The sequence below is a fragment of the Lactococcus fujiensis JCM 16395 genome, assembly GCF_002441655.1.
Taxonomy (GTDB): Bacteria; Bacillota; Bacilli; order Lactobacillales; family Streptococcaceae; genus Lactococcus; species Lactococcus fujiensis.
Genome location: NZ_JXJU01000006.1, coordinates 96,270 through 118,218 on the forward strand (window position 1 = coordinate 96,270; position 21,949 = coordinate 118,218).

The window sequence follows — 21,949 nt, forward strand, 5'->3', positions numbered from 1 at the left end:
TTGTGATGTTATCCATCCAAAAAAGATTTTATATTTCATTCATTATAGCTGTCCCGTTAGTTATCAATATGATTACAATGCCACTTGGCTACATGATTCCTGGTGGTGATTGGACTGCATTTATCTTAGCAACAATTGTCATGATATTTGCCGGTTGGCCTTTCATACAATCCGCTTGGGCTTCTTTCAAAAATCACCACGCCAACATGGATACGCTTGTTGCCATGGGAACTGTCACTGCTTATCTATATAGTATTTATGCCATGTTCAATTCATTAGGTGTCTATTATGAAGCTGTCGTTGTCGTTATTGCACTGGTCCTTCTCGGCTCGCTTTTTGAAGAAAAGATGAAAACATCTGCTTCTGGCGCTGTTAGTAAACTTCTTGATTTGCAAGCGAAAGACGCCGAAGTCATGCGTGATGGAAAATTCATTAATCTTCCGGCTGAGCAAATTTTGGTTGGCGATTTGATTCGAGTCAAACCAGGGCAAAAAATTGCAGTCGATGGGCAAATTACTGAAGGTCAATCTACTATTGATGAATCAATGGTGACTGGCGAATCAATGCCGGTCGAGAAAAAAGTAGGTGATAATGTCATCGGTTCAACCATAAATAACAGTGGGACATTTATTTTTAAAACAAAGAAAATTGGTAAAGATACACTGTTGTCTCAAATTGTGGAAATGGTCAAGCAAGCACAAACGAGTAAAGCGCCCATTCAAAAAATCGTTGACCAAATATCAAACATTTTCGTTCCTTTGGTGTTAATTATTGCTGTCTTGAGTTTTACGGTTTGGTATGTCTTTTTAGGTGCTAGTCTGGTAAATTCGGTTATCTTTGCTGTGTCCGTTTTGATTATTGCCTGCCCCTGTGCACTTGGAATTGCGACCCCTACCGCTTTAATGGTGGGTACTGGCCGTGCTGCCAAGTTAGGCATTCTAATTAAAAATGCCGAAGTGTTAGAAGCTGCTCACTCTGTCAAAACAGTTGTCTTTGATAAAACAGGGACAATAACAGTGGGAAAGCCTCAAGTAACCGATATCATAGGAGCTGATAAAACGCGAGTCCTCACGATTGCTGCTGGATTAGAAAGCTCTTCAGAACATCCGCTCGCAACAGCCATTTTGAAAAAAGCTGAAGAAGAAAAAATTATTCCAGCTAAAATTGAGCAGTTCTCGGCAATTTCTGGAAAAGGGGTCAAGGCTGTCATTGATGACAAAACTGCCTTTGTAGGAAATGATAAACTCATCGAGAGTTATTCTCCTGATAACTTATTACTGAAACAGATGAAAGCTTTACAGTCCGAGGCGAAAACAGTTGTCATTGTTGGCATAGAAAATCAAATTATCGGTTTAATCGCCATTCAAGATGCTCCAAAGGAAAGTTCAAGGACCGCCATTGCCGCACTCAAAAAAGAGGGACTAAAGACCGTCATGCTCACTGGTGACAATCCGCTCGTTGCTCAAGCCATTGGTAATCAAGTTGGTATCGATGAGGTCATTGCCGATGTCCTTCCAAATGACAAAGCCGATCACATTAAAGCACTTCAACAAACAGCACCAGTTGCATTCGTTGGTGACGGAATCAACGATGCTCCTGCTTTAACGACTGCTGATGTTGGTATCGCAATGGGTTCTGGAACAGATATTGCGATTGAATCAGGCGGAATTGTTCTGGTCAAAAATGATTTACAAGATGTCGTAACTGCGCTTGAATTAAGCAAGAAAACATTCAATCGAATTCGTCTGAATCTTTTCTGGGCCTTCATTTACAATGTCATTGGTATCCCAATTGCAGCTGGAGTTTTCTACTCCTTAGGCTTCATTTTGAGTCCTGAGTTTGCTGGTCTTGCCATGGCCATGAGTTCAATCACAGTTGTTGTTTCTTCTTTATTATTGAACAATGTCAAACTTTCTTCAGAATCGTAAAAAAAGGTGTCACAAGTGACATCTTTTTTATATCATTTTTTCTTTATGAATTTGTTCAACCTGGGCCTTGCCATCATTTAACCGATCCCAAATTATTACTTTGTCAGCATTCATTGACTTTTTCACGTCAATAATACGCTGATTGGACGAGCCTCGAAATTGCAAAAGAAGATTTTTCTTGCTCAACTCAAAACGACCATCGACTAATATATCGATTAATCCGAGCATTTCAATTTTATCATCTGTTTCTTGCTGTAACTCTTCCCACTTATAGCCAGTCCATGACCAAACATCCTTATCCGGGAGTTCTTCCCTGATTCTTTTTAACAAAGGTAATAAAATGCCTGTATTAAGGAAAGGTTCTCCTCCAAGTAATGTCAGCCCCTGAACATAAGGCTGTGCCAAATCCTTCATGATTGCTGTTTCAAGTTCAGACGTGTAAGCTTTCCCATATCGAAATGACCATGTTGCAGCATTGTAGCACCCCTCACAATGAAACATGCAACCAGATACATAGAGCGAACAGCGTACCCCCTCGCCATCGACAAAATTGAAAGGTTTATAATCCGCTATATATCCCTGCTCTAAATCAGCTGCTCGCCATTCTTTTGCTTTTGGATTGTTCATTCCCATACTCCTGTACACTGCTAAAAACCGACTGTCTTATGTATAATGATTTTTTATCTCTCAACAAAATATTCTGATTTTTTCTCATCAACAAGAACCGAATCAATATTCTGTCCATTAGCCAAACTTCCAACTAACCCATTCATGTGTTTTACACGATGTGAAATTTCGCTGTGGCGACCATGAACCATGGGACGGGCTTGAGGGTTCCCAAGATATCCACAAGTACGTTTAACGACATCACAAGTTTTAGGATCTGCATTGCCACATTGGGGGCACTTAAATCCTTTCTCAGTAGGTGCAAAATCACCTTCAAAACCACAGGCATAACAATGATCAATTGGCGCATTCGTTCCCAGATAACCAATTCGGTCATAGGCATAATCCCAAACTGCTTCCAAAGCCTTGGGATTTTGTTGAATCATCGGGTACTCACAATAATGAATGAATCCACCATTGGCATAAACTGGATAATCTTTCTCAAAGTCAAGTTTTTCGAAGGGTGTGGGATTTTTGCGAATATCATAATGAAATGAATTGGTATAGTAATCTTTTTCTGTAATATCAGGAATTGAACCAAATTTTTCCTTATCCATCCGACAAAAACGATCCGTCAGACTTTCACTTGGTGTACTATAAACTGAAAAATGATAACCCGTTGCCTTTGACCATTCTTCACAATCTTCGTGCATCCGCTTAACGATTTCAATCGTAAATGCTTTTGCCTCTGGATTATTTTCCCAAATTGGGCCAAAGAAAGTTGTCGCAACTTCATATAATCCAATGTAGCCAAGCGAAACAGTTGCACGTTCATTTTTGTAAAGTTCATCGACGGAATCTTGCTCTTTCAATCGACCAAGCGCCCCATTCATAAATAGAATTGGAGCATTTTTTGGTTGGGCTTCTTTGACGCGTTCAACACGAAAAAGAAGAGCATCTTTTGCAATGGAAATCCGTTCATTAAAGATCGCCCAGAATTTATCAAATTGTGCTTTTCCATTTGAATCACGAGACTCTAAAGCAATCCGCGGTAAATTCACCGTTACCACTCCTAGATTATTGCGTCCGGCTGTCACTTCATTGCCTTGCGCATCTTTCCATCCTTGCAAAAATGAACGGCAGCCCATGCTTGCCTTAAAAGAACCTGTCAACTCAACAATTTTATCGTAACTCAAAATATCTGGGTACATCCGTTTAGTCGAACATTCGAGTGCCAACTGCTTAATATCATAATTAGGCGTACCGACCTCCAGATTAAGTCCACGTTTCAGAGTAAAGATCAACTTTGGAAATATCGCAGTTCGATGTTCAGAACCTAAACCTTTAATACGTACCTTCAGCATCGCTTTTTGAATTTCACGTGCATACCAGTCCGTCCCTAGACCAAAACCAACTGTTACAAATGGGGTTTGTCCATTTGAGGTGAACAACGTATTGATTTCATATTCTAGCGATTGCATGGCATCATAAATGTCCTTCGCCGTTTTCTCTTTTGCATATTCTTCGCGTTTTTCAGGAGTCTCAATCCACTTATCTGCATCTCGTTTGTGTTTTGCATAATTTAATTTTGCATAGGGAGCCAATACTTCGTCTGCACGATCAAAAGAACATCCTCCGTATTGACTACTTGCCACATTGGCAATAATTTGGCTGGCCTGTGCCGTTGCTGTTTGAATAGATTTTGGGCTGTCTACCTGTGCATTTCCAAGTTTAAAGCCCTTTTCAAACATATTTTTAAAATCGATTAAACAACAATTGGACATGGTCGTGAATGGAGAATAATCCAGATCGTGATAATGAATATCACCTTTTTGATGGGCGTTGGCAACATGGGGAGGTAACATTTTCAATCCAATCGCTTTTGATACCGCACCTGCTGTCAAATCACGTTGCGTATTAAAAACATTTGAATCTTTATTCGCATTTTCATTAACGACTGTTGAATCACGTTGTATCAATTTCTCAATTGTGAAATTGATATCGGTTGCTTTCTTCCGTTCAAAGTCACGCTTCGTCCGATAAGAGACATATTCTTCAGCTAATGCAATTTCTTCGGCTTCTAACAATTCATGTTCGACGATATTTTGAATTTCATAAATTTTGACATTTTCATGGAAGCGATTGAAAATCTCTGAAATAACCCGATCTGTGACAGACTCTATCCGTTCCTGTTGAGCCTCGCTCCATGGGCTAATTTTATCTGATGCTTTTTTGAGCGCTTGAAAAATTTTATCTTCGTCAAATCGAACCGATCGGCCATCTCTTTTGACGACGTTCATTGTTCTATTTTCCAAATCTAAATTTGCTGTCCACAGTTTCATTTCATAGCCTCCGATATCTTTGTGATTGTAAATTCAATCTCATACATTACTATTTTATCAAATTACTTTCGTTTTGTATACCATATATTGTATTCAAACTTATTATTTATTCAAAAAGACACAATATATAGTTCTCGTAAAATTTGTAAAATGGATGAACTATTTGACAAGAGAAAAATCAAAAAAACCGCTCAACTGATTGAACGGTTCATGTCATGAAAATTTATTATTTAATTTTCATTAATTTTTTATCATTTTACGTTGAATGAATTTCACAATTTCAACAATGATGACGACGGAAACAGATGCTGCGAGCACCATGCCCCATTGATAGAAATCAAGATGTGAAACGTGGAAGATGTCGTTCAATCCTGGAACCATAATAACTGCTGCAAGCAGGATGAATGAAACTAAGATTGAAAGATTGAATGTCTTTGATTTGAAAACGCCGACTTTGAAAATGGATTGATGAAGTGATTTAACATTGAAAGCGTGGAAAAGTTGGATGAGGCCAAGTGTTGCGAATGACATTGTCAATGCGTCTTGGTGGATCATCGTATAGTTACCTGGATGAGCAGGGTAGGCGAGTGCAAGGCCGTAAACACCGAGCGTCAAGAAAGCCTGTGTAATCCCTTGATAAATTGTTGATGAAAGCACACCACCACTAAAGAAGCTCGCTTTTTTCCCTCGAGGTTTCTCTTTCATAACCCCCGGTTCATTTGGTTCAACCCCAAGAGCAATTGCTGGGAAAGTATCTGTTACCAAGTTGATCCAAAGCAATTGAACTGGAAGCATAACATCCCAACCCGCTAATGTCGCAATGAAAATCGTCAGGACTTCAGCTGTATTTGCTGACAAAAGATACTGGATGGTCTTTTGAATATTAGCAAAAACTTTACGACCTTCTTCAACCGCAACAATAATCGTTGCAAAGTTATCATCGGCCAGCACCATATCAGAGGCACCTTTGGAAACTTCAGTCCCTGTGATTCCCATGCCGATACCGATGTCTGCTTGTTTCAGGGCAGGTGCATCATTGACTCCATCACCAGTCATAGCAACAACTTTTTCTTCATTTTGCCAAGCTTTCACGATACGAACTTTATGTTCTGGTGAAACACGCGCATAAACGGAATAATTTCCAACTTGTTTTTGGAACTCGTCATCAGTCATTTCATTTAATTGGGCCCCTGTCAAAACGTGCCCCTCGCTGTCGTCAGCACTGATAATTCCAAGACGTTTAGCAATAGCCTCTGCAGTATCTTGGTGGTCTCCCGTAATCATAATTGGGCGAATTCCGGCTTCTTTAGCCACTCGAACGGCTTCCGCTGCCTCTGGGCGTTCTGGGTCAATCATTCCTACTAAACCAGCAAAAATCAGATCATTTTCTAAATCTTCGCTCGTCAGTTCTTCTGGGATGGTGTCAATGTATTTGTAAGCCATCATTAAGACCCGTAAAGCTTCATGAGCCATCGCATGGTTGTCTGCTAAAATGGCATTTCGGTCCTCTGCTGTGAGAAGTGATACTTCATCATTAACTAATTTTTTGGTTACACGTTTGAGCAATTGGTCAGGCGCACCTTTAACCGCAACAAAATAACGTCCATCGGCTAGTTTATGAATCGTTGACATGAGCTTACGGTCACTATCAAATGGTAATTCAGCCACACGTGGATTTGCTGTCAGCTCTGACGAAATTTGGAACCCTTGATCTTGCCCAAATTTGACGAGCGCGGTCTCAGTTGGGTCGCCAATAAAGTCGCCCTCTTGTGAGATTTTAGTGTCGTTGGCAAAATTCATGACACGTAATGTCATATCTCCATCTGCCAATTTTTCAGTACGATCAACAACTTTACCGTTGGTTAAAACTTTTTCAACAGTCATTTTGTTCATGGTCAATGTTCCTGTTTTATCAGAAGCAATGATTTCTGTTGAACCGAGTGTTTCAACCGCTGGAAGCTTGCGGACAATCGAATTACGTTTGGCGAGAACTTGCGTCCCAATTGCTAAAACAATTGTTACTATAGCTGGAAGTCCTTCTGGAATCGCAGCAACGGCAAGTGCGACTGAAGTCATTAATCCTTCAAGAACTCCTTCTTGTGTAATTGTATCCAATCGGAAAATGTGGACGAAGAAGGTCACAAGAGCAATTCCTAAAATTGCCCAAGTCAAAACTCTAGATAAACGGTTAAGATTACGTTTCAATGGTGTTTCTGTCTCATCAGCAGATTCAATCATTTTAGCGATTTTACCCACTTCAGTATACATTCCCGTAGCAATAACTATCCCTGTCCCGCGTCCGTAAGTCACATTGGCATTTTGATAAGCCATATTGAGTCGGTCACCAATTCCACTGTCAGCACTGATTTCGATGCGTGCATCTTTCTCTACTGGTACAGACTCTCCTGTAAGCGCGGCTTCTTCAATTTTCAAGCTGGCTGATTCAATAAGTCGCATGTCTGCTGGGACAACATCCCCCGCTTCAAGCAGAACCACATCGCCAGGAACCAAATCCTTACTGTCAATTTCAAGAACATGTCCATCTCGTTTAACACGGGCGGCTGGTGAACTCATATCCTTCAATGCTTCGATTGCTGCCTCTGCCTTGCCTTCCTGGTAAACCCCAAAAATGGCATTAATGACAACAACGGCCATGATAATCAGTGCATCCGAAATATCATGTCCACCACTTGTTACCACTGACAAAATAGCAGCTACAATCAAGATGATAATCATCAAATCTTTGAATTGTTCCGCAAATTTGACCAACAAGGATTTTTTCTTCCCGGATGAGAGTTCATTACGTCCATATTCGGATAGTCGTTCTTGAGCTTGGTTGACTGATAACCCTTGGTCAGTAGATCCCACTTTTTCATAGACTTCCGTCAGGGGTAAATTGTAAAAAGGTGTAGTTTCTTGAACTTTTTTCTGTTCTTCTGGCAAAAATATTTTCCTCCAATATATGATATAAGCGGTCATTATGCTAAAAAGAGACCTGTAGCACAATGGCCACAAGTCTCGCTGTTTAATATAATACCGAGCTTACGCTGTATTGACGATATCATAAGAAGCTACTTGCTTCCCGCTACTCCCTTGAGTCTTTTTATTATATCAAATTTTAACGAAAAATCAATAGTTTTCAATTAAAGTTCTGTAATAAAAAATAAAAAAGCAAAAATATTATCATTGGTATTAAAATATATTACTATTTTTTAATTTTTAATAATTATGTAATAAATATTATTGGTTCTCACTGTTCATCTATGTTAAAATTAAGCTATCGACCTTATGACAAGTTTTGTACGGAAAGGATTATTATGTCACAATCACGTATCAAAAAGAAAAATCAGCATTTGAAGAAAAAAGAAGTTAATTTTCATAAACCCGCTTCAAAAGTCGCTTCAACAGTTCTATTAGCGGGTGCCTTGACTTCTACTTCGGAAATCTTACTAAGTTATCAAGCACCAAAAGCAGAGGCTGCCACAACTTCAAGCCAACAAGCTTATATTCAAAATATTGCTTCATATGCAAAACCAGTTGCCGATGCAAATGGACTTTTTCCATCTGTAATGATTGCACAAGCTATCTTAGAAAGCAATTGGGGAACCAGCACACTATCACAATATCCATATTATAATCTTTTTGGTATCCAAGGAAGCTATAACGGGAATTCTGTCAGCATGACCACCAAAGAATATATCAATGGCCAATTTGTCACGAAAGTAATGCCTTTTAGAAAATATCCATCGTTAAGTGCCAGTTTTGCCGACAACGCACGTGTTTTGAAAACAACAAACTTTGGAGCTGGCTACTTTTATGCTGCAGCTTGGCGTTCGAATGCCTCTTCCTACCTTCAAGCAACTGCCGCATTAACAGGAAAATATGCAACTGACCCAAATTATGGAAACTCCCTTAACAAATTGATTTCTCAGTATAATTTAACACAATACGATGGATTCAATTCATTAAGCAATACATCAGATTCATCGGCTGGCATAAATTCTAATCCTGTGCTTCAAACAACAACAACTCAGACTTATTCTGTAAAATCTGGCGACACACTTTGGGGAATTGCTCAGAAGAATAACGTTTCAATTTCACAAATCAAAACGTGGAATGGACTCAAAAGTGATACCATTTACATTGGTCAAAAACTAAAACTCAGCAAAACCATTTCGTCAAATATAACAAGCTCATCAAATACAACGAATAAAGTGACTAACCCGACTCCAACTTCACCATCTTCAAACAAGGGAGGAACGGTTACTACAAACAAGACAATTAAAGTCATTGCTGGTCACACGCTCTCTGCAATCGCATATCAAAATAAAACGACAGTGAGTCAGCTTAAAGCGTGGAATAATTTAAAGAGTGACCTTATTTTAGTTGGACAAACACTAATTGTTGGCAAAACTACTTCAGTGAGTCCAACAAACGCTTCAAGCAACAAGACCCCTTCGAAAACAAGTTCAAATGCTACATCTGTACACAAAGTTGTTTCGGGTGATACCCTATGGCAACTTGCAAAAAGCAACAACGTTTCGATACAACAAATTAAATCATGGAATCACTTGTCTAGTGATACCATTCTCATTGGTCAATATCTTAGAGTAAAATAATAAAAAAGCTGTTTTCACAGCTTTTTCTTATTCGTTTATAATATTGATTTGGCAAGATTTCATGGTTTCAAGGGCGGCCAGATGTTTTTCGGGACTAACTCCTGCACAACAAGCCGCATCAACTGTAATTTCAACTTCTGGCGCAAAAGCTTTTATAAGAAGTGCATTAGAAACTACACAAATATCCGTGCAAATTCCAATCATCTCAACTTGATCAATCTTCTCATCCTTGATATATTGCGCCAATTCAATTGAACCGAAAGTATACTTTTCAAATATTTTGTGGTAACCGATTGCTGCTTCAGGTCTAATTTGCCACCCATTACTATCTTTTTGACAATGCAAGACAGGTAATTTTTTTCCTTCTTGTGTTGATAAATAATCAGCAAAGTGAGTATCTTGTGTTGCAAAACGTCCATGTTCTGGATAACTTTTGATTTTTTCAATAACAGCTGGAATAATTGCAACTGCTTCTCTTGTCCCTAAAGTTCCATCAATGAAGTCATTTTGGAAATCGACAACTACTAAAATTTTTTTCATTTGATTATCTTCCATTTTCTTGATTGTTACTCTAATTATAGCATGAAAAATATCTCATTTATTTGAAATAAATAATAAAACTGTGTGAATCACACAGTTTTTAGTATTGATTAGAAATCCACTTCATCTGGGTTACTTGCCAAACCTGATTTCCCATGTAATCCATCAATAAAAGCAATGTCTTCAATACTGAGGTTGAAGTCAAAAATGTCAGTATTTTCACGGATTCGTTCCGCTGTAACTGACTTAGGAAGGGGGAGATAACCTTTGTGGAGTGACCAGCGTAAAACGACTTGCGCAACGGTTTTATTATAACGTTTGGCAATATCTTTCAGTTCTTCAATCTCAAAAATCCGACCTGTCCCAAGTGGGCTATAAGCTTCTGTCAAGATATTGTGTTTAACGTTATAGGCCACAATTTCTCTTTGTTGATCACTTGGATTGACAAAAATTTGGTTTACTGCAGGATTAATTTCAGCCGTTTTGAGCAACTTATCAATATGATTCGGATGGAAATTCGAGACACCAATGGCTCTCGCTTTCCCAGCATTTACCGCAGCCTCCATTGCTTTCCAAACTGCTGCATTACGTTCTTCAAAATTTGGACGAAAAGCCTTTGGATTTGGCCAGTGAATCAAATAAAGGTCAACATAATCCAAGCCTAATTTATTCAAAGATTCATCCAATGCTGCTGCAGCATCTTCGGTAGTATTAGTTCCCCAAAGTTTTGTTGTAATGAACAAATCTTCACGTGGTATTCCTGAATCGGCAATCGCTTTACCAACCGAAACTTCATTGCCATAAACTGCCGCTGTATCAATATGGCGATAACCGGATTCAAGGGCAACTTTTACAGCATTGTAGGCTTCATCTCCATCTTTCGATTGCCAAGTTCCAAAGCCAACTTGTGGAATTAATACACCGTTATTTAACGTATAAGTATCAGTTAAAGTCATATTCCTTCTCCTTTAGTCTATTATAAGACCATTCTACCACTTTTAAATGTGAAAAAAAAAAGATTTTGTCTTAAAAATGGTAAAATAGAATAGTCTAGGGTTAGAAATAGATTTGTTTTTCATTTTTATTTCTAATTAAACCAGAAAATATTAACAAATGAGATTATTTTTCTCATTTATTTCTTACGGAGGAAAAATATTATGGCAGAAGTAGAATCTTTCCAATTGGATCACACCGCTGTTCTTGCCCCTTATGTTCGTTTAATTGGTGCTGAAAAGGGGCCAAAAGGAGATGTGATTACTAATTTTGACGTTCGTTTTGTCCAACCCAATAGTAATGTCATCGGAATGGCGGCCCTGCATACGATTGAACATAGCATGGCTAGTTTGATTAGAGACCGCATTGATGGTATGATTGACTTTTCGCCTTTTGGTTGTCAAACTGGATTCCATATGATCATGTGGGGAGAGCATTCACCAGAAGCAATCGCAATAGTGATCAAAAATGCGCTCGAAGAAATGGCATCTGACAAATTTGGTTGGGATAATGTCCCTGGTGTTGCTGAAAAAGAATGTGGTAACTATCGCAATCATAGCGTTTTTGGTGCTAAAGAATGGGCTAAAAAGATTCTATCAGAGGGAATTTCAACTGATCCCTACGAAAGAAAAATTATCTAATTTAATCTCACATTTATATCGTATGAAATTCTTCTTAATTTTTTCATAAAATATAGAATTCTGTTTTTTAAATAGGAAAATTTTAAGAATAAGAAAAAAATGCGGAAATAGAAAGAAAAAAATGGGAAAATATCAACTCGATTATAAAGGACAAGCATCTGTTCAAAAATTTCACGAAAAAAATTCTACGGACGGTGGAAAAGGTATCAATACAAAAAATGCGACACAAGCAAGAATTGACGCGTTGAGAAAAAAAGTAGAGGGAAAGAAAAAATGAAACAAATGAATATCGCCTATGTTGGCTTTGGTAAATCAACCAATCGCTACCATATTCCTTATGTGAAAACACGTGAGCATTTTAAAATTGTTCGTGTAGTCAACCGTACACTGGGCAAGCGTCCTGAAGAACAGAGCGCACTTGAAGCGACTGGGACAATCTTTTCTACGGACATTAATGACATCATCAATGATGAAACCGTCGATTTAGCGGTTGTTGTTACACCTGCCTTTGCCCATTTTGAAACGGTCAAAACATTGTTGCTTGGTGGCAAAAATGTTTTATGTGACAAACCATTAGTGGAAACCCTGACGCAAGCCAAAGAATTAGTTAAAATTGCACAGGATAATGATCTTTTCTTCATGCCTTTCCAAAATCGCCGTTTTGATTCTGACTTTTTGACTGTAAAAAAAGTAATCGAAACTGGCTATTTGGGACAATTGATTGATATTACAGTCAATATGGACCATTTCCGCCCTAATGATGCGTCTAAAGGTGAAAATTTTGATGGTGCATGGTATGGTCACGGCGTTCACATGGTTGACCAAATGGTTTCTCTTTTTGGCAAACCTTCTGAAGTACAATATGACATTCGTTCAACTCGTGATACCAATGCAGTTGATGATTATTTCTCAGTCAACTTAATCTATCCGACACTCCGTGCAACGGTTGCTGCTACTGAGGTTGCAGCATTGCCACATCCAAAATGGATACTTTACGGAACACGTGGCACGTTTGTAAAAATGGATGTTGACCAGCAGGAAAACGATTTAAAAGTTGGTATCATGCCCGGAACAGAAGGATTTGGACTTGATACGCCTTCGGATTATGGCGAATTAACCTACTATAATGGAAATGGTGATCGCATTGTCAAACGCATCCCATCAGTTAATGGTGACTATGCACGTGTATATGATGCAGTCTATGAATCAATTGTGAATGGACAGCCAAAATTAGTCTCAGACGAACAAATATTAACCGTTATCGAAACGCTTGAAAATGGCTTCCGTAAATAAAATAAAAGCTGTCAATTTTGACAGTTTTATTTTTTTGTTTTCAAATTTGTAGCTACCGCCATTACGGAAAGCAAGTTCTTGACCTGCTTATTGACCGCTTTTTTATCAGAAAAGATATCTTCTCCATTGTTCAGCATATTGACGGTTACCCAGCCAAGCGTTTCGGTAATTAGAACTGAAACTGTAACATTTGCAACACTTCCAGCCGCGGTTCCAAAAAATGGAATAATTTTCATTAAATTCCCGGGGATTTCCCTTACAAAGGCCAAAAGAAACGTTTCTTTTGCAATCGACCAAGCCATTCCTTCGCGCCATGTGGCACCGAATATTTTATGGAGACGGCTCATCATAACGACCTGAATAGGGACTAGCATGGCTGAATCAGTTAATGGAATCGGTGATAGAGTTACAATGGCAGCCATCAATGTTGCAGAATGAATAACTTTGTGGCATTGGCTTCGTTTTTCAGCATCGAGGTTTTTTAAAATCGAATCGAAAGAATGATCAAACTTATCCCCCGTTTTTTCGAGTGTTTTCTCAGCTTGATTTTTTAGTTTGCTGTATGAAGATTTCAAAATCTGTGCAGACTTTCGTGGCATTTTATCTGTTACTTCCACAAAAAAATCATCGAAATTTCCACTATCTTGTACGTCATGACTACTCTTTGGCTGGTTAAATTTAATATATTTCTTATTTTTGAACATCTTTCTCCTCCTACTCCTTTAATTGCCTTTATTATAGCACAAAGCTTTGTTTTTAAAACTCTCATGACCCCAATTTTTTCAATTCATGTTAAAATCAAAGCATGACAATTACATTTAAAAATATTACTAAAGATTACGGTGGAAAATCCGTACTCAAGGACATCAATTTTACAATCGAAAGTCGTGAATTTTTTGTTCTTGCAGGTAGTAGTGGCGGTGGCAAGACAACGCTCCTTAAGATGATAAACCGACTTATTGAGCCAACTTCAGGAGAGATAGAAATCGATGGGCAATCAATAAATAGTCTGAATCTTCGAGATTTACGCTTAGAAATTGGTTATGTTTTACAACAAATCGCTTTATTTCCAAATATGACCGTCCTCGAAAATATTGGACTCATCCCTCAGATGCAAGGTTGGTCCAAAGAGAAAATTAGATCACGAGTTGAAGAACTGCTTCCTCTGGTCGGTCTCTCCGCTGAAAAATACCTCAGCCGTTACCCACATGAACTTTCTGGGGGAGAAGCACAAAGGGTCGGTATCTTACGGGCCTTAGCTGCTGAACCTAAGATAATTTTGATGGATGAACCCTTTTCAGCATTAGATCCTATTTCTCGTAAACAATTACAACAATTAGTAAAAAAATTGCAAGAAGAGCTTAAAATTACGACCGTATTTGTCACACATGACATGTCTGAAGCCATGATTTTAGCTGATCATATTGCAATTATTAAAACGGGTGAAATCCAACAAATTGCAAGTCCCAAAGAACTTTTAGCGCATCCTGCCAATGACTATGTGGCAAGCTTTTTCGAGAATTTTCAAGAAGATTTATCTCAAATCAATCTGTCTGACCTGACTGGGCTTATTTCCGATGAAAATATTGCCATCACTAATAACAGCACTGTTTCAGATGCTGTAAAAGCTTTGCGAACCTATCAAAAAGCCAATGAAAGCGGGGAAATTTGATGAATCATCTGATTTCGACTTTTCAGAGTCAACAAAGTCAATTTTGGCAAGAATTATTGCAACATATTCAAATTTCATTAATGGCTTTATTTATTGCCATTTTGATTGCTATTCCAGTCGCTTTGCTCATTCGTCGCCTTCCAAAAGCAGCTGAATGGGTCTTGCAAATCACTGGTATTTTTCAAACGATCCCTTCTCTGGCCCTTTTGGGATTACTCATTCCAATCATCGGAATTGGGCCCCTTCCCGCAATTGTTGCCCTCGTTGTATATGCCCTTTTCCCAATCATTCAAAATACATACACAGGATTAAAACAAATTGATCCGTCGTTAACTGAAGCAGCTACCGCTTTTGGTATGAATCGGCGTGAACGATTGATGAAATATGAACTGGTCCTCGCGATGCCTTTTATTATGGCTGGTATACGAACTTCAGCGGTTATGATTATCGGAACTGCAACACTCGCTGCTTTGATTGGTGCTGGTGGCCTTGGGAATTTCATTTTACTAGGTATAAATTCAAATGATGTCAATTTAATTTTGATTGGTGCTATTTCTTCTGCCATCCTTGCCATTGCATTTTCTTATGTCCTTCACTTGCTTGAAAAAGCTAAAATTAAAACGATTTTAATTAGTTTTTTCATTGGCTTGCTCGTATTGGGAGGCTCATATTACCAACCTCAAACGAACAATCATCCACAAATTACCATAGGTGGAAAATTAGGTTCCGAACCCACTATTTTAATCAATATGTATAAAGAATTGATTGAAAAAGACAGTAACATTAGAGTCAACTTAAAATCTAATTTCGGAGATACGACATTTTGTTATAATGCCTTAAAAGCTGATAAAATTGATATTTATCCAGAATACACAGGAACAATCTTGACTACTTTCGTCAAGGCTCCAACGACTTCTACTGATGCCAATACAGTCTATGAAAATGCGCGTGATGATATCAAAAAATTAGACAATCTGGTTTACTTAGAGCCAATGAAATTCCAAGATACCTATGCTTTAGCAGTAAAATCAAATTATGCAAAAGCAAATCAATTGAACAATATTTCAGATTTATCAACTTTGAATAATCCAATCGCTGGTTTCGACCTTGAATTTGCCAATCGTTCTGACGGATACAAAGGGCTCCAAAGCAAATATGGATTGACTTTCAATGTCAAAACGATGCAAACCAGTTTAATTTATAATGCTTTAAATAGTGGTGCAGTCCAAATTGCACAAGTTTATTCAACCGATAGTCAAATTAAACAATATGATTTGAAAGTCCTTAAAGATGATAAGCATCTCTTCCCGCCTTACCAAGCAGCTCCGCTCTTGTCTGAAAAGCTCCTCAAGAAATATCCAGAATTAAAAACGATTTTGAATAAACTTGCTGGAAAAATTACCGATCAAGAAATGGTTGAGATGAACTATGAAGTAAACGTTGAACAAAAAAATGCTGCTGATGTGGCCCACGAATTCTTAGTAAAAAATAATCTTCTTTAAAAAATTAAAAAAGCTTATCCTTAGATAAGTTTTTTTATTGTGCAAATTGAGAATTGTAGAGATCAGCGTACATCCCACCTTTTTGAAGAAGGGTTTGGTGATTACCTTGTTCAACAATATTACCGTGATTCATGACTAAAATCTGGTCAGCATCTCGAATGGTTGAAAGGCGATGTGCAACGACAAAACTCGTTCGTCCAATGAGTAGACGGTTCATCGCACTTTGAATCAAGCGCTCCGTCCTTGTATCAACCGAACTTGTTGCCTCATCTAAAATTAAGATTTCTGGGTTAGCAAGAAAAGCACGCGCAATTGTCAAAAGTTGGCGTTGCCCTTGTGAAATATTCGATGCTTCTTCGTTTAGCACCGTATCATAACCTTGGGGCAAAGTCTGGATAAATTCGTCGGCATAAGCCATTTTAGCAGCATCGACAATTTCTTCATCGGTTGCTTCAAGTCTACCGTAACGTAAATTATCACGGATTGTCCCACTGAAAAGCCAAGTTTCTTGCAAAACCATAGCCATTTGCTGACGAAGTTTTTCTCGTAAAATGCCTTTGGTATCTTTCCCTCTTAAATAAATTGTTCCACCTGTTGTATCATAAAAACGTTCCAATAGATTAATCATAGTCGTTTTTCCAGCTCCAGTAGGTCCTACAATAGCAACCATTTGCCCCTTCTCAACTTCCATTGAGTAGTTTGTCATAAGAGGCTGATTTTCGTTATATGAAAAAGCGACTTGGTCAAATTTAATTAGACTGTCAGTAGTGATTGAAGGAACTGCTTCATATTCTTGCATTTCCTTTTCATCTAGAACTTCAAAAATACGTTCGGCAGATGCTGCTGTCGCTTGAATCGTGTTCAACATATTTGAAATATTGGTAATAGGCTGAGCAAATTGATTGGTATATTGGAGCATGGCTTGTACATCCCCTAAATTAACTGTCCCTGAAATGATCTTAAGTCCACCAATAACTGCCATTGCCAAATAATCTAAATTATTTATGAAACGCATGGTTGGGTAAATCAATGTCGAAACTACCTGGGCCTTCCAAGCTGATTGGTAAAAAGCCTCATTTTGTTGAGTAAAGCGAGCCATCATTTCTTCTTCATGGTTGAATGTTTTAATGACGGTATGGCCCGCATAATTTTCCTCAATTTGATTATTCAGCAAACCTAAATGACGTTGTTGATCGGCAAAAAAACGTTGTGATAAAGGTGCAACCACGCGCACAGTAATGAAAGCCAACGGAACAGTGATGAAGGCAACGAGAGCCAATTGCCAACTGATGGTCAGCATAAAGTAAATGGTTCCAATAAATTGTAAAACAGATGTAACCAGTTGAATGAGCGTTTGATTAAGGGTACCCGAGATGTTATCCATATCGTTAATCATTCGGCTCATGATATCTCCATTATTGTGTGAATCATAGTATGAAACGGGTAATTTTCGCATTTTATCTTTAAATTCTCGACGTAGGGCAAAAACGGTTCGTTGAGAAATTCTGGTCATAATACTTTGCTGCAAAACGCCAGATACAAAACTAATCAGGTAAATAATGATGACCGTCCCCAAAATTGATTCCACTTTATTCATATCGATTTGAATTGACGAATGAGTTTTAAAAGATTTCGTTACCCCATCAAAAATGACAGTTGTCGCATTCCCTAAAATTTTAGGGGCCTGAACAGATAGAATGACTGAGATCGCCGCAATGACCATCGAAAAAATGACGCCCCAAAGATCTCGTCTCATATATTTAAAAAGTCGAATCAAAGTTGGCCAAAAATTTTCGGCATGACTCTTTTTTTGACCAAAACGCGCCGCAGCTCCACTACCACGATTGAGGTAATTCCCTCCATTACGCATCATTTGAAGTCACCTCCTTGATTTTTAGTCGAAAAATTGATTCCCATCGCTTGCAGATCTTCATCTGAGAGCTGAGAACGCATAATATCTTGATATTGAGCACAATTACGTGCTAATTCACGATGTTGCCCCAGTCCTACAGCATGACCATTTTCCAAGACTAAGATTTGATCCGCATTCATGACTGTTGCAACCCTCTGAGCAACGATAACTTTGATGGCTTTTCTGTGTTTTTCTGATTGGCCTATCGCTTGTCTTAATTTGGCATCGGTAGCAAAATCAAGTGCTGAGAAACTATCATCAAAAAGGTAGATAGAGGCAGGTTTAATCAAGGTCCGAGCAATGGCTAAACGTTGACGCTGTCCCCCTGAAAAATTAGCACCATTTTGTTCGACTTTCATATTAAGTCCACCTTGCTCACGAATGAAATCGGCGGCCTGGGCAATCTGCAAAACTTGCCACATTTCTTCGTCGGTGGCATCTGGTTTACCAAAATAAAGATTGGAGCGAACTGTTCCTGAAAATAGCACTGCTTTTTGTTGGGTCATTGCTACAAAGTGGTGTAAATCATGCTGACTCATGCTCCGAATAGGCGTTTGATTCACACGAACTTCACCAGAAGTCACATCCATCAGTCGAGCCACCAAATTTATAATGGTCGATTTCCCTGAACCTGTTCCCCCAATAATTGCAAGTGTTTGCCCACCTTTAACATGAAAAGACACGGCTGACAATGCTTCTCGTTCAGCCTCTTCAAATTTATAAGAAACAGTATTGAAATCAAGGCCAATCTGCGCTTTATCAGTACTGACTGGGTTAGATAAGTCAAGAACTTTATCCTCACGTTCCATAATTTCTCGAACTCGAATAGCAGAAACTTGCGCTCGAGGAACCATTACGGCAACAGCTGACAACTGCATGAACGACATCAAAATTTGACTGGCATATGTCAAAAAAGCGACCAAATTTCCCATTGGCATGGCATCCTGACCAATTAATTTAGCGCCAAACCAAACAATTGCGACATTTGTGAACGACAGAATAACTGTCATTATCGGCATTAACATTGCCACTGTCGTCAAAACAACATGACTCGTATGCGTTAAATCTCGATTAGCATCATCAAATTTCTTTACTTCAAAATCATCACGATTAAAGGCCCGAATGACTCGTACACCAGTCAATCCTTGCTGAAAGACAAGATTAATTCGGTCAACTAATCCTTGCATTGCGCGGAAACGTGGAATAGCGATTGCCATATTAATTACTACCGCCAATGTCAAAAGAGGCAGTGCAACAGCGAAAACAAGCATCAAGTTTTGACTTAAATTCCATGCCATCAAAATCGAACCCACTAACATCAACGGTGCCATTAGCATCATTCGTAACATGGTTTGAAAAACATTCTGCAACTGCGTGATATCGTTTGTCGTACGCGTAATGAGTGTTGAATCACCAAATTCATTAAATGCTGAATCATCCATGTACATTACCTTCTTAAATAAATCATGCCGCAAATTTCGGCCCAGACGTTGGGATTGTTTTGAGGCATAATAAACATTAATAATTGCTGAAACCCAACTTGCTAATGCAACAATGAGCATCAAGCCCCCCATCGCCCAAATATAATTCAAATTGTGTTGTGCAATTCCCTTGTTAATAATATTTGCAGTGATGGTCGGCAACCAAAGATTAGTCACAACCTGAACCACCAAAAACAAGAGGGCAAGAAAGACAGGCCAAGCCTGTAAGTAACGCCGTCCGATATTTAACATTTCAGCTCTTTTCTAAACTACATTCATTAGTTTTATCTCTATAATTAATAGTATTCACGTAATTATAGCATTTTTCACTTTATTTTTCTGCAAAAAAAATCGGCCCTATCGACCGGTTTATTTTGTATAAGTCAGCGTTTTAATCACTTGTCCTTTGTCATTTGTTAAATTAATGACCACCTCTGGATTTGCCGTCCCACTTTCCGTCATTGCTGACAAAGCTTGATTGGCTATCTTCTCAATTGAATCACCGTTAGCGGCGACTAAAGCAGCGACTGTGAAACGATTGATTTTTGATGAAGCGACATTATAGGTCACTGTCGAGCCATTTACCGTGGCCTTTGTAGAATCAATTAGCCCCCCAGCTTTTTGTTCAATTGTCGTCGCATAATCATTTAATTGCTTTGCAGTTTCGGTTGGGCTAGCAGCAGGGACAGACTTTGATGTCGCCGTTGATAGTGCTGTAGACAAACCAGTATGCTGCAAGATTTTCGTCGTCTCATTTTTTACGATGTAACGTTCGAGCATCACTGCACCAGTCCCAATCAAACCTAGCACCACGAGGAGTGAGATTAAAAAAATCAGTAATTTCCTTCCCCAATGCGATTTACGCTTTCTTTGTGGTCTATTTTTTCTTGAATTCATTCTTTGCCTCACTTCTTAATTAACAACATTATATCAGAATATCAAATAAAACTTTAATTAAACCAAATTCATTCATTTATTCTTCAAATAACTTCATAAATTTCGGAATTCTGGAAATTATTAACGATGGTAACACAACGTAATTATCTTTACTCAAATTTTCCGCAATAAACGAATGAAGATAGGTTGCAGCTGCAACACATTCTAATAATGATGCTTGTCTGAATTGTCCCAAAAAGCTTCCAATCATTCCAGCAAGCGTGTCTCCCATTCCACCAGTCGCTTGAGCAGGGCTACCTACTTTTAAGAGAAAGGGCTCCACCAATGGACCATAGACCTTGGTTTCATGAGACTTCGCGACAATGATTACCCCATTTTGATTAACATAATTTTGAATTTTTTCGACCGATTGGTTCCCAATTTTAATCCCTGTCAAGCGTTGCAATTCCATTTCATGTGGTGTAAAAATTGTGTTTTCAGGAAATTTGAGCTTTAATTTTTCTTCCGCAAACAAAGAAATCGCAGAGCCATCTATGATAAGAATTTGATTTTGATTAATTTCTTTTAAAACTGTTTTCAGAATTTGTAAACTCATTGTGGACAATCCTAATCCTGGACCAATTACAATCACATCTGCATTTACAATAGACTGGTCAATATTTTGTTTGAAATCTAATACCATAGCTTCGGGTAAATGCGCGTGCAAAGGACTCCAATTGAGCGGGTCGCAAGCCACAGTCGTGAGCCCAGTTCCAGAATAAACCGCCGCTGAAGCCGCCAAAATGATCGCTCCGCCATAGTGAGCATCCCCACCGATGAGGATAAGTCGGCCGTAATCGCCTTTATGACTATTTGTTTGACGCTTTTTAATAACGGCTGTTAATATTTCATTACTTAGCACTTTCATGTGCTTATTATATCGCAAGAAAATAAAAACAACAACTTAATACGTTATCAAATCTCACGATGATTTCGCAACCTTTATAAAGATTACAAAATAAAAAAGTTATTGATTTAGTTTAATAAAAAAAAGCCGTTCAAAGACGAACAGTATCTTTTGTAATTTTAAGGCATATAAATGTATTAAAAGTATGAATTAGCCTTGAAGAAAAATAATCATTTCATTAAGCTCCTGAGCGACCGAATATGCCCTTAAGAGTGCCTTGTTATTTTCTAAATAACCTTCGCCTTTGCGTGTTAAATGACCACGGTACACAATCTTGTGACTTGAATAGACGTTGTTTTCGATGTAACCTTCTCTAATCAAAAATGCAACTTCATTATTTATCTCTACTTTTGTTGCACAGTCTGAAGAAATGACAAAAAGTGGATGTTTCTTTTCTTCGACCATCTTTAAAATTGCATATCTCATTCTCTCTCTCTTCATAATCCCTCCTATTAGACGATTACTTTTATCTTACTCCTAAAAATTATATTGTCAAGTATTTCACAAATTTATTATATAATATTATTTTGAAAATTTTATTAAATAATTAGATTATTTTTGTTAAATATAAGATAAA

18 protein-coding genes are annotated in these 21,949 nt (G+C 38.2%); 7 read left to right on the top strand and 11 right to left on the bottom strand.

Translation table 11 applies throughout. The features are described from left to right. Nucleotides 1-5: 5 nt before the first annotated feature. On the top strand, nucleotides 6-1,928 hold the full coding sequence (locus tag RT41_RS06110; RefSeq protein WP_096818188.1) for a copper-translocating P-type ATPase: 1,923 nt from the start codon (nucleotides 6-8) through the stop codon (nucleotides 1,926-1,928). Between the two features lie 27 nt (nucleotides 1,929-1,955). On the opposite strand, the gene nrdG is transcribed toward RT41_RS06110, so the two are convergent. The 3 genes from nrdG to RT41_RS06125 form a co-directional block, all read right to left on the bottom strand. Then, nucleotides 1,956-2,555: an anaerobic ribonucleoside-triphosphate reductase activating protein gene (gene nrdG / locus RT41_RS06115; RefSeq protein ID WP_096818190.1), complete on the bottom strand. Its 600-nt coding sequence runs from the start codon at nucleotides 2,553-2,555 to the stop codon at nucleotides 1,956-1,958. A gap of 53 nt (nucleotides 2,556-2,608) precedes the next feature. Continuing rightward, the gene (nrdD, locus tag RT41_RS06120; RefSeq protein WP_096818192.1) at nucleotides 2,609-4,876 is read right to left on the bottom strand and encodes an anaerobic ribonucleoside-triphosphate reductase; all 2,268 of its coding nucleotides are present in this window, start codon (nucleotides 4,874-4,876) and stop codon (nucleotides 2,609-2,611) included. 240 nt (nucleotides 4,877-5,116) lie between these two features. Continuing rightward, on the bottom strand, nucleotides 5,117-7,819 hold the full coding sequence (locus RT41_RS06125; RefSeq protein ID WP_425435554.1) for a cation-translocating P-type ATPase: 2,703 nt from the start codon (nucleotides 7,817-7,819) through the stop codon (nucleotides 5,117-5,119). A 374-nt stretch (nucleotides 7,820-8,193) separates the two neighbouring features. Between RT41_RS06125 and RT41_RS06130 the strand changes: the two genes are divergently transcribed. Next, complete coding sequence (locus RT41_RS06130; protein WP_054639516.1) at nucleotides 8,194-9,495, top strand: LysM peptidoglycan-binding domain-containing protein; 1,302 nt, start codon at nucleotides 8,194-8,196, stop codon at nucleotides 9,493-9,495. 27 nt (nucleotides 9,496-9,522) lie between these two features. Here RT41_RS06130 and RT41_RS06135 read toward each other — a convergent pair whose 3' ends face one another. Further along, nucleotides 9,523-10,035 carry a cysteine hydrolase family protein gene (locus RT41_RS06135; protein WP_096818196.1) on the bottom strand — a complete coding sequence of 171 codons (513 nt, stop codon included), beginning with the start codon at nucleotides 10,033-10,035 and terminating at the stop codon, nucleotides 9,523-9,525. A gap of 110 nt (nucleotides 10,036-10,145) precedes the next feature. Continuing rightward, entirely contained in the window at nucleotides 10,146-10,991 is an 846-nt protein-coding gene (locus tag RT41_RS06140; protein ID WP_096818198.1) for an aldo/keto reductase, read from the bottom strand. A gap of 201 nt (nucleotides 10,992-11,192) precedes the next feature. Between RT41_RS06140 and RT41_RS06145 the strand changes: the two genes are divergently transcribed. The 3 genes from RT41_RS06145 to RT41_RS06150 all read left to right on the top strand — a co-directional run bounded on the left by RT41_RS06145 (nucleotide 11,193) and on the right by RT41_RS06150 (nucleotide 12,962). Then, nucleotides 11,193-11,669, top strand: coding sequence for an S-ribosylhomocysteine lyase (locus RT41_RS06145; protein WP_054639517.1), 477 nt, complete (start codon nucleotides 11,193-11,195; stop codon nucleotides 11,667-11,669). A gap of 121 nt (nucleotides 11,670-11,790) precedes the next feature. Next, on the top strand, nucleotides 11,791-11,946 hold the full coding sequence (locus RT41_RS10450) for a hypothetical protein (RefSeq protein ID WP_180752691.1): 156 nt from the start codon (nucleotides 11,791-11,793) through the stop codon (nucleotides 11,944-11,946). Then, nucleotides 11,943-12,962, top strand: coding sequence for a Gfo/Idh/MocA family oxidoreductase (locus RT41_RS06150; protein WP_054639518.1), 1,020 nt, complete (start codon nucleotides 11,943-11,945; stop codon nucleotides 12,960-12,962). The genes RT41_RS10450 and RT41_RS06150 overlap by 4 nt, the downstream gene beginning before the upstream one ends. A gap of 26 nt (nucleotides 12,963-12,988) precedes the next feature. Here the strand turns inward: RT41_RS06150 and RT41_RS06155 are convergent, their stop codons facing one another. After that, nucleotides 12,989-13,666, bottom strand: a complete 678-nt coding sequence (locus RT41_RS06155; protein WP_096818200.1) for a DUF697 domain-containing protein — start codon at nucleotides 13,664-13,666, stop codon at nucleotides 12,989-12,991. A gap of 101 nt (nucleotides 13,667-13,767) precedes the next feature. Here RT41_RS06155 and RT41_RS06160 point away from each other — a divergent pair, with 101 nt between their 5' ends. Both RT41_RS06160 and RT41_RS06165 read left to right on the top strand, forming a co-directional pair. Continuing rightward, a complete protein-coding gene (locus RT41_RS06160) occupies nucleotides 13,768-14,634 on the top strand; it encodes an ABC transporter ATP-binding protein (protein WP_096818202.1) in 867 nt (288 codons plus the stop codon). Then, on the top strand, nucleotides 14,634-16,136 hold the full coding sequence (locus RT41_RS06165) for an ABC transporter permease/substrate-binding protein (RefSeq protein ID WP_096818204.1): 1,503 nt from the start codon (nucleotides 14,634-14,636) through the stop codon (nucleotides 16,134-16,136). The genes RT41_RS06160 and RT41_RS06165 overlap by 1 nt, the downstream gene beginning before the upstream one ends. Before the next feature lie 34 nt (nucleotides 16,137-16,170). Here the strand turns inward: RT41_RS06165 and RT41_RS06170 are convergent, their stop codons facing one another. From RT41_RS06170 to RT41_RS06190, 5 genes are all read right to left on the bottom strand, one after another. Next, nucleotides 16,171-18,009 carry an ABC transporter ATP-binding protein gene (locus tag RT41_RS06170; protein ID WP_096818206.1) on the bottom strand — a complete coding sequence of 613 codons (1,839 nt, stop codon included), beginning with the start codon at nucleotides 18,007-18,009 and terminating at the stop codon, nucleotides 16,171-16,173. Further along, nucleotides 18,006-19,781: an ABC transporter ATP-binding protein gene (locus tag RT41_RS06175; protein ID WP_054639519.1), complete on the bottom strand. Its 1,776-nt coding sequence runs from the start codon at nucleotides 19,779-19,781 to the stop codon at nucleotides 18,006-18,008. The genes RT41_RS06170 and RT41_RS06175 overlap by 4 nt, the downstream gene beginning before the upstream one ends. 117 nt (nucleotides 19,782-19,898) lie before the next feature. Further along, entirely contained in the window at nucleotides 19,899-20,426 is a 528-nt protein-coding gene (locus RT41_RS06180; protein WP_096818208.1) for a hypothetical protein, read from the bottom strand. 76 nt (nucleotides 20,427-20,502) lie between these two features. Continuing rightward, nucleotides 20,503-21,333 (bottom strand): NAD(P)H-hydrate dehydratase, encoded by an 831-nt coding sequence (locus RT41_RS06185; RefSeq protein WP_096818210.1) that lies wholly within the window; start codon nucleotides 21,331-21,333, stop codon nucleotides 20,503-20,505. Nucleotides 21,334-21,522: 189 nt separating this feature from the next. Then, a complete protein-coding gene (locus tag RT41_RS06190) occupies nucleotides 21,523-21,813 on the bottom strand; it encodes a hypothetical protein (RefSeq protein ID WP_096818212.1) in 291 nt (96 codons plus the stop codon). Nucleotides 21,814-21,949: the final 136 nt, after the last annotated feature.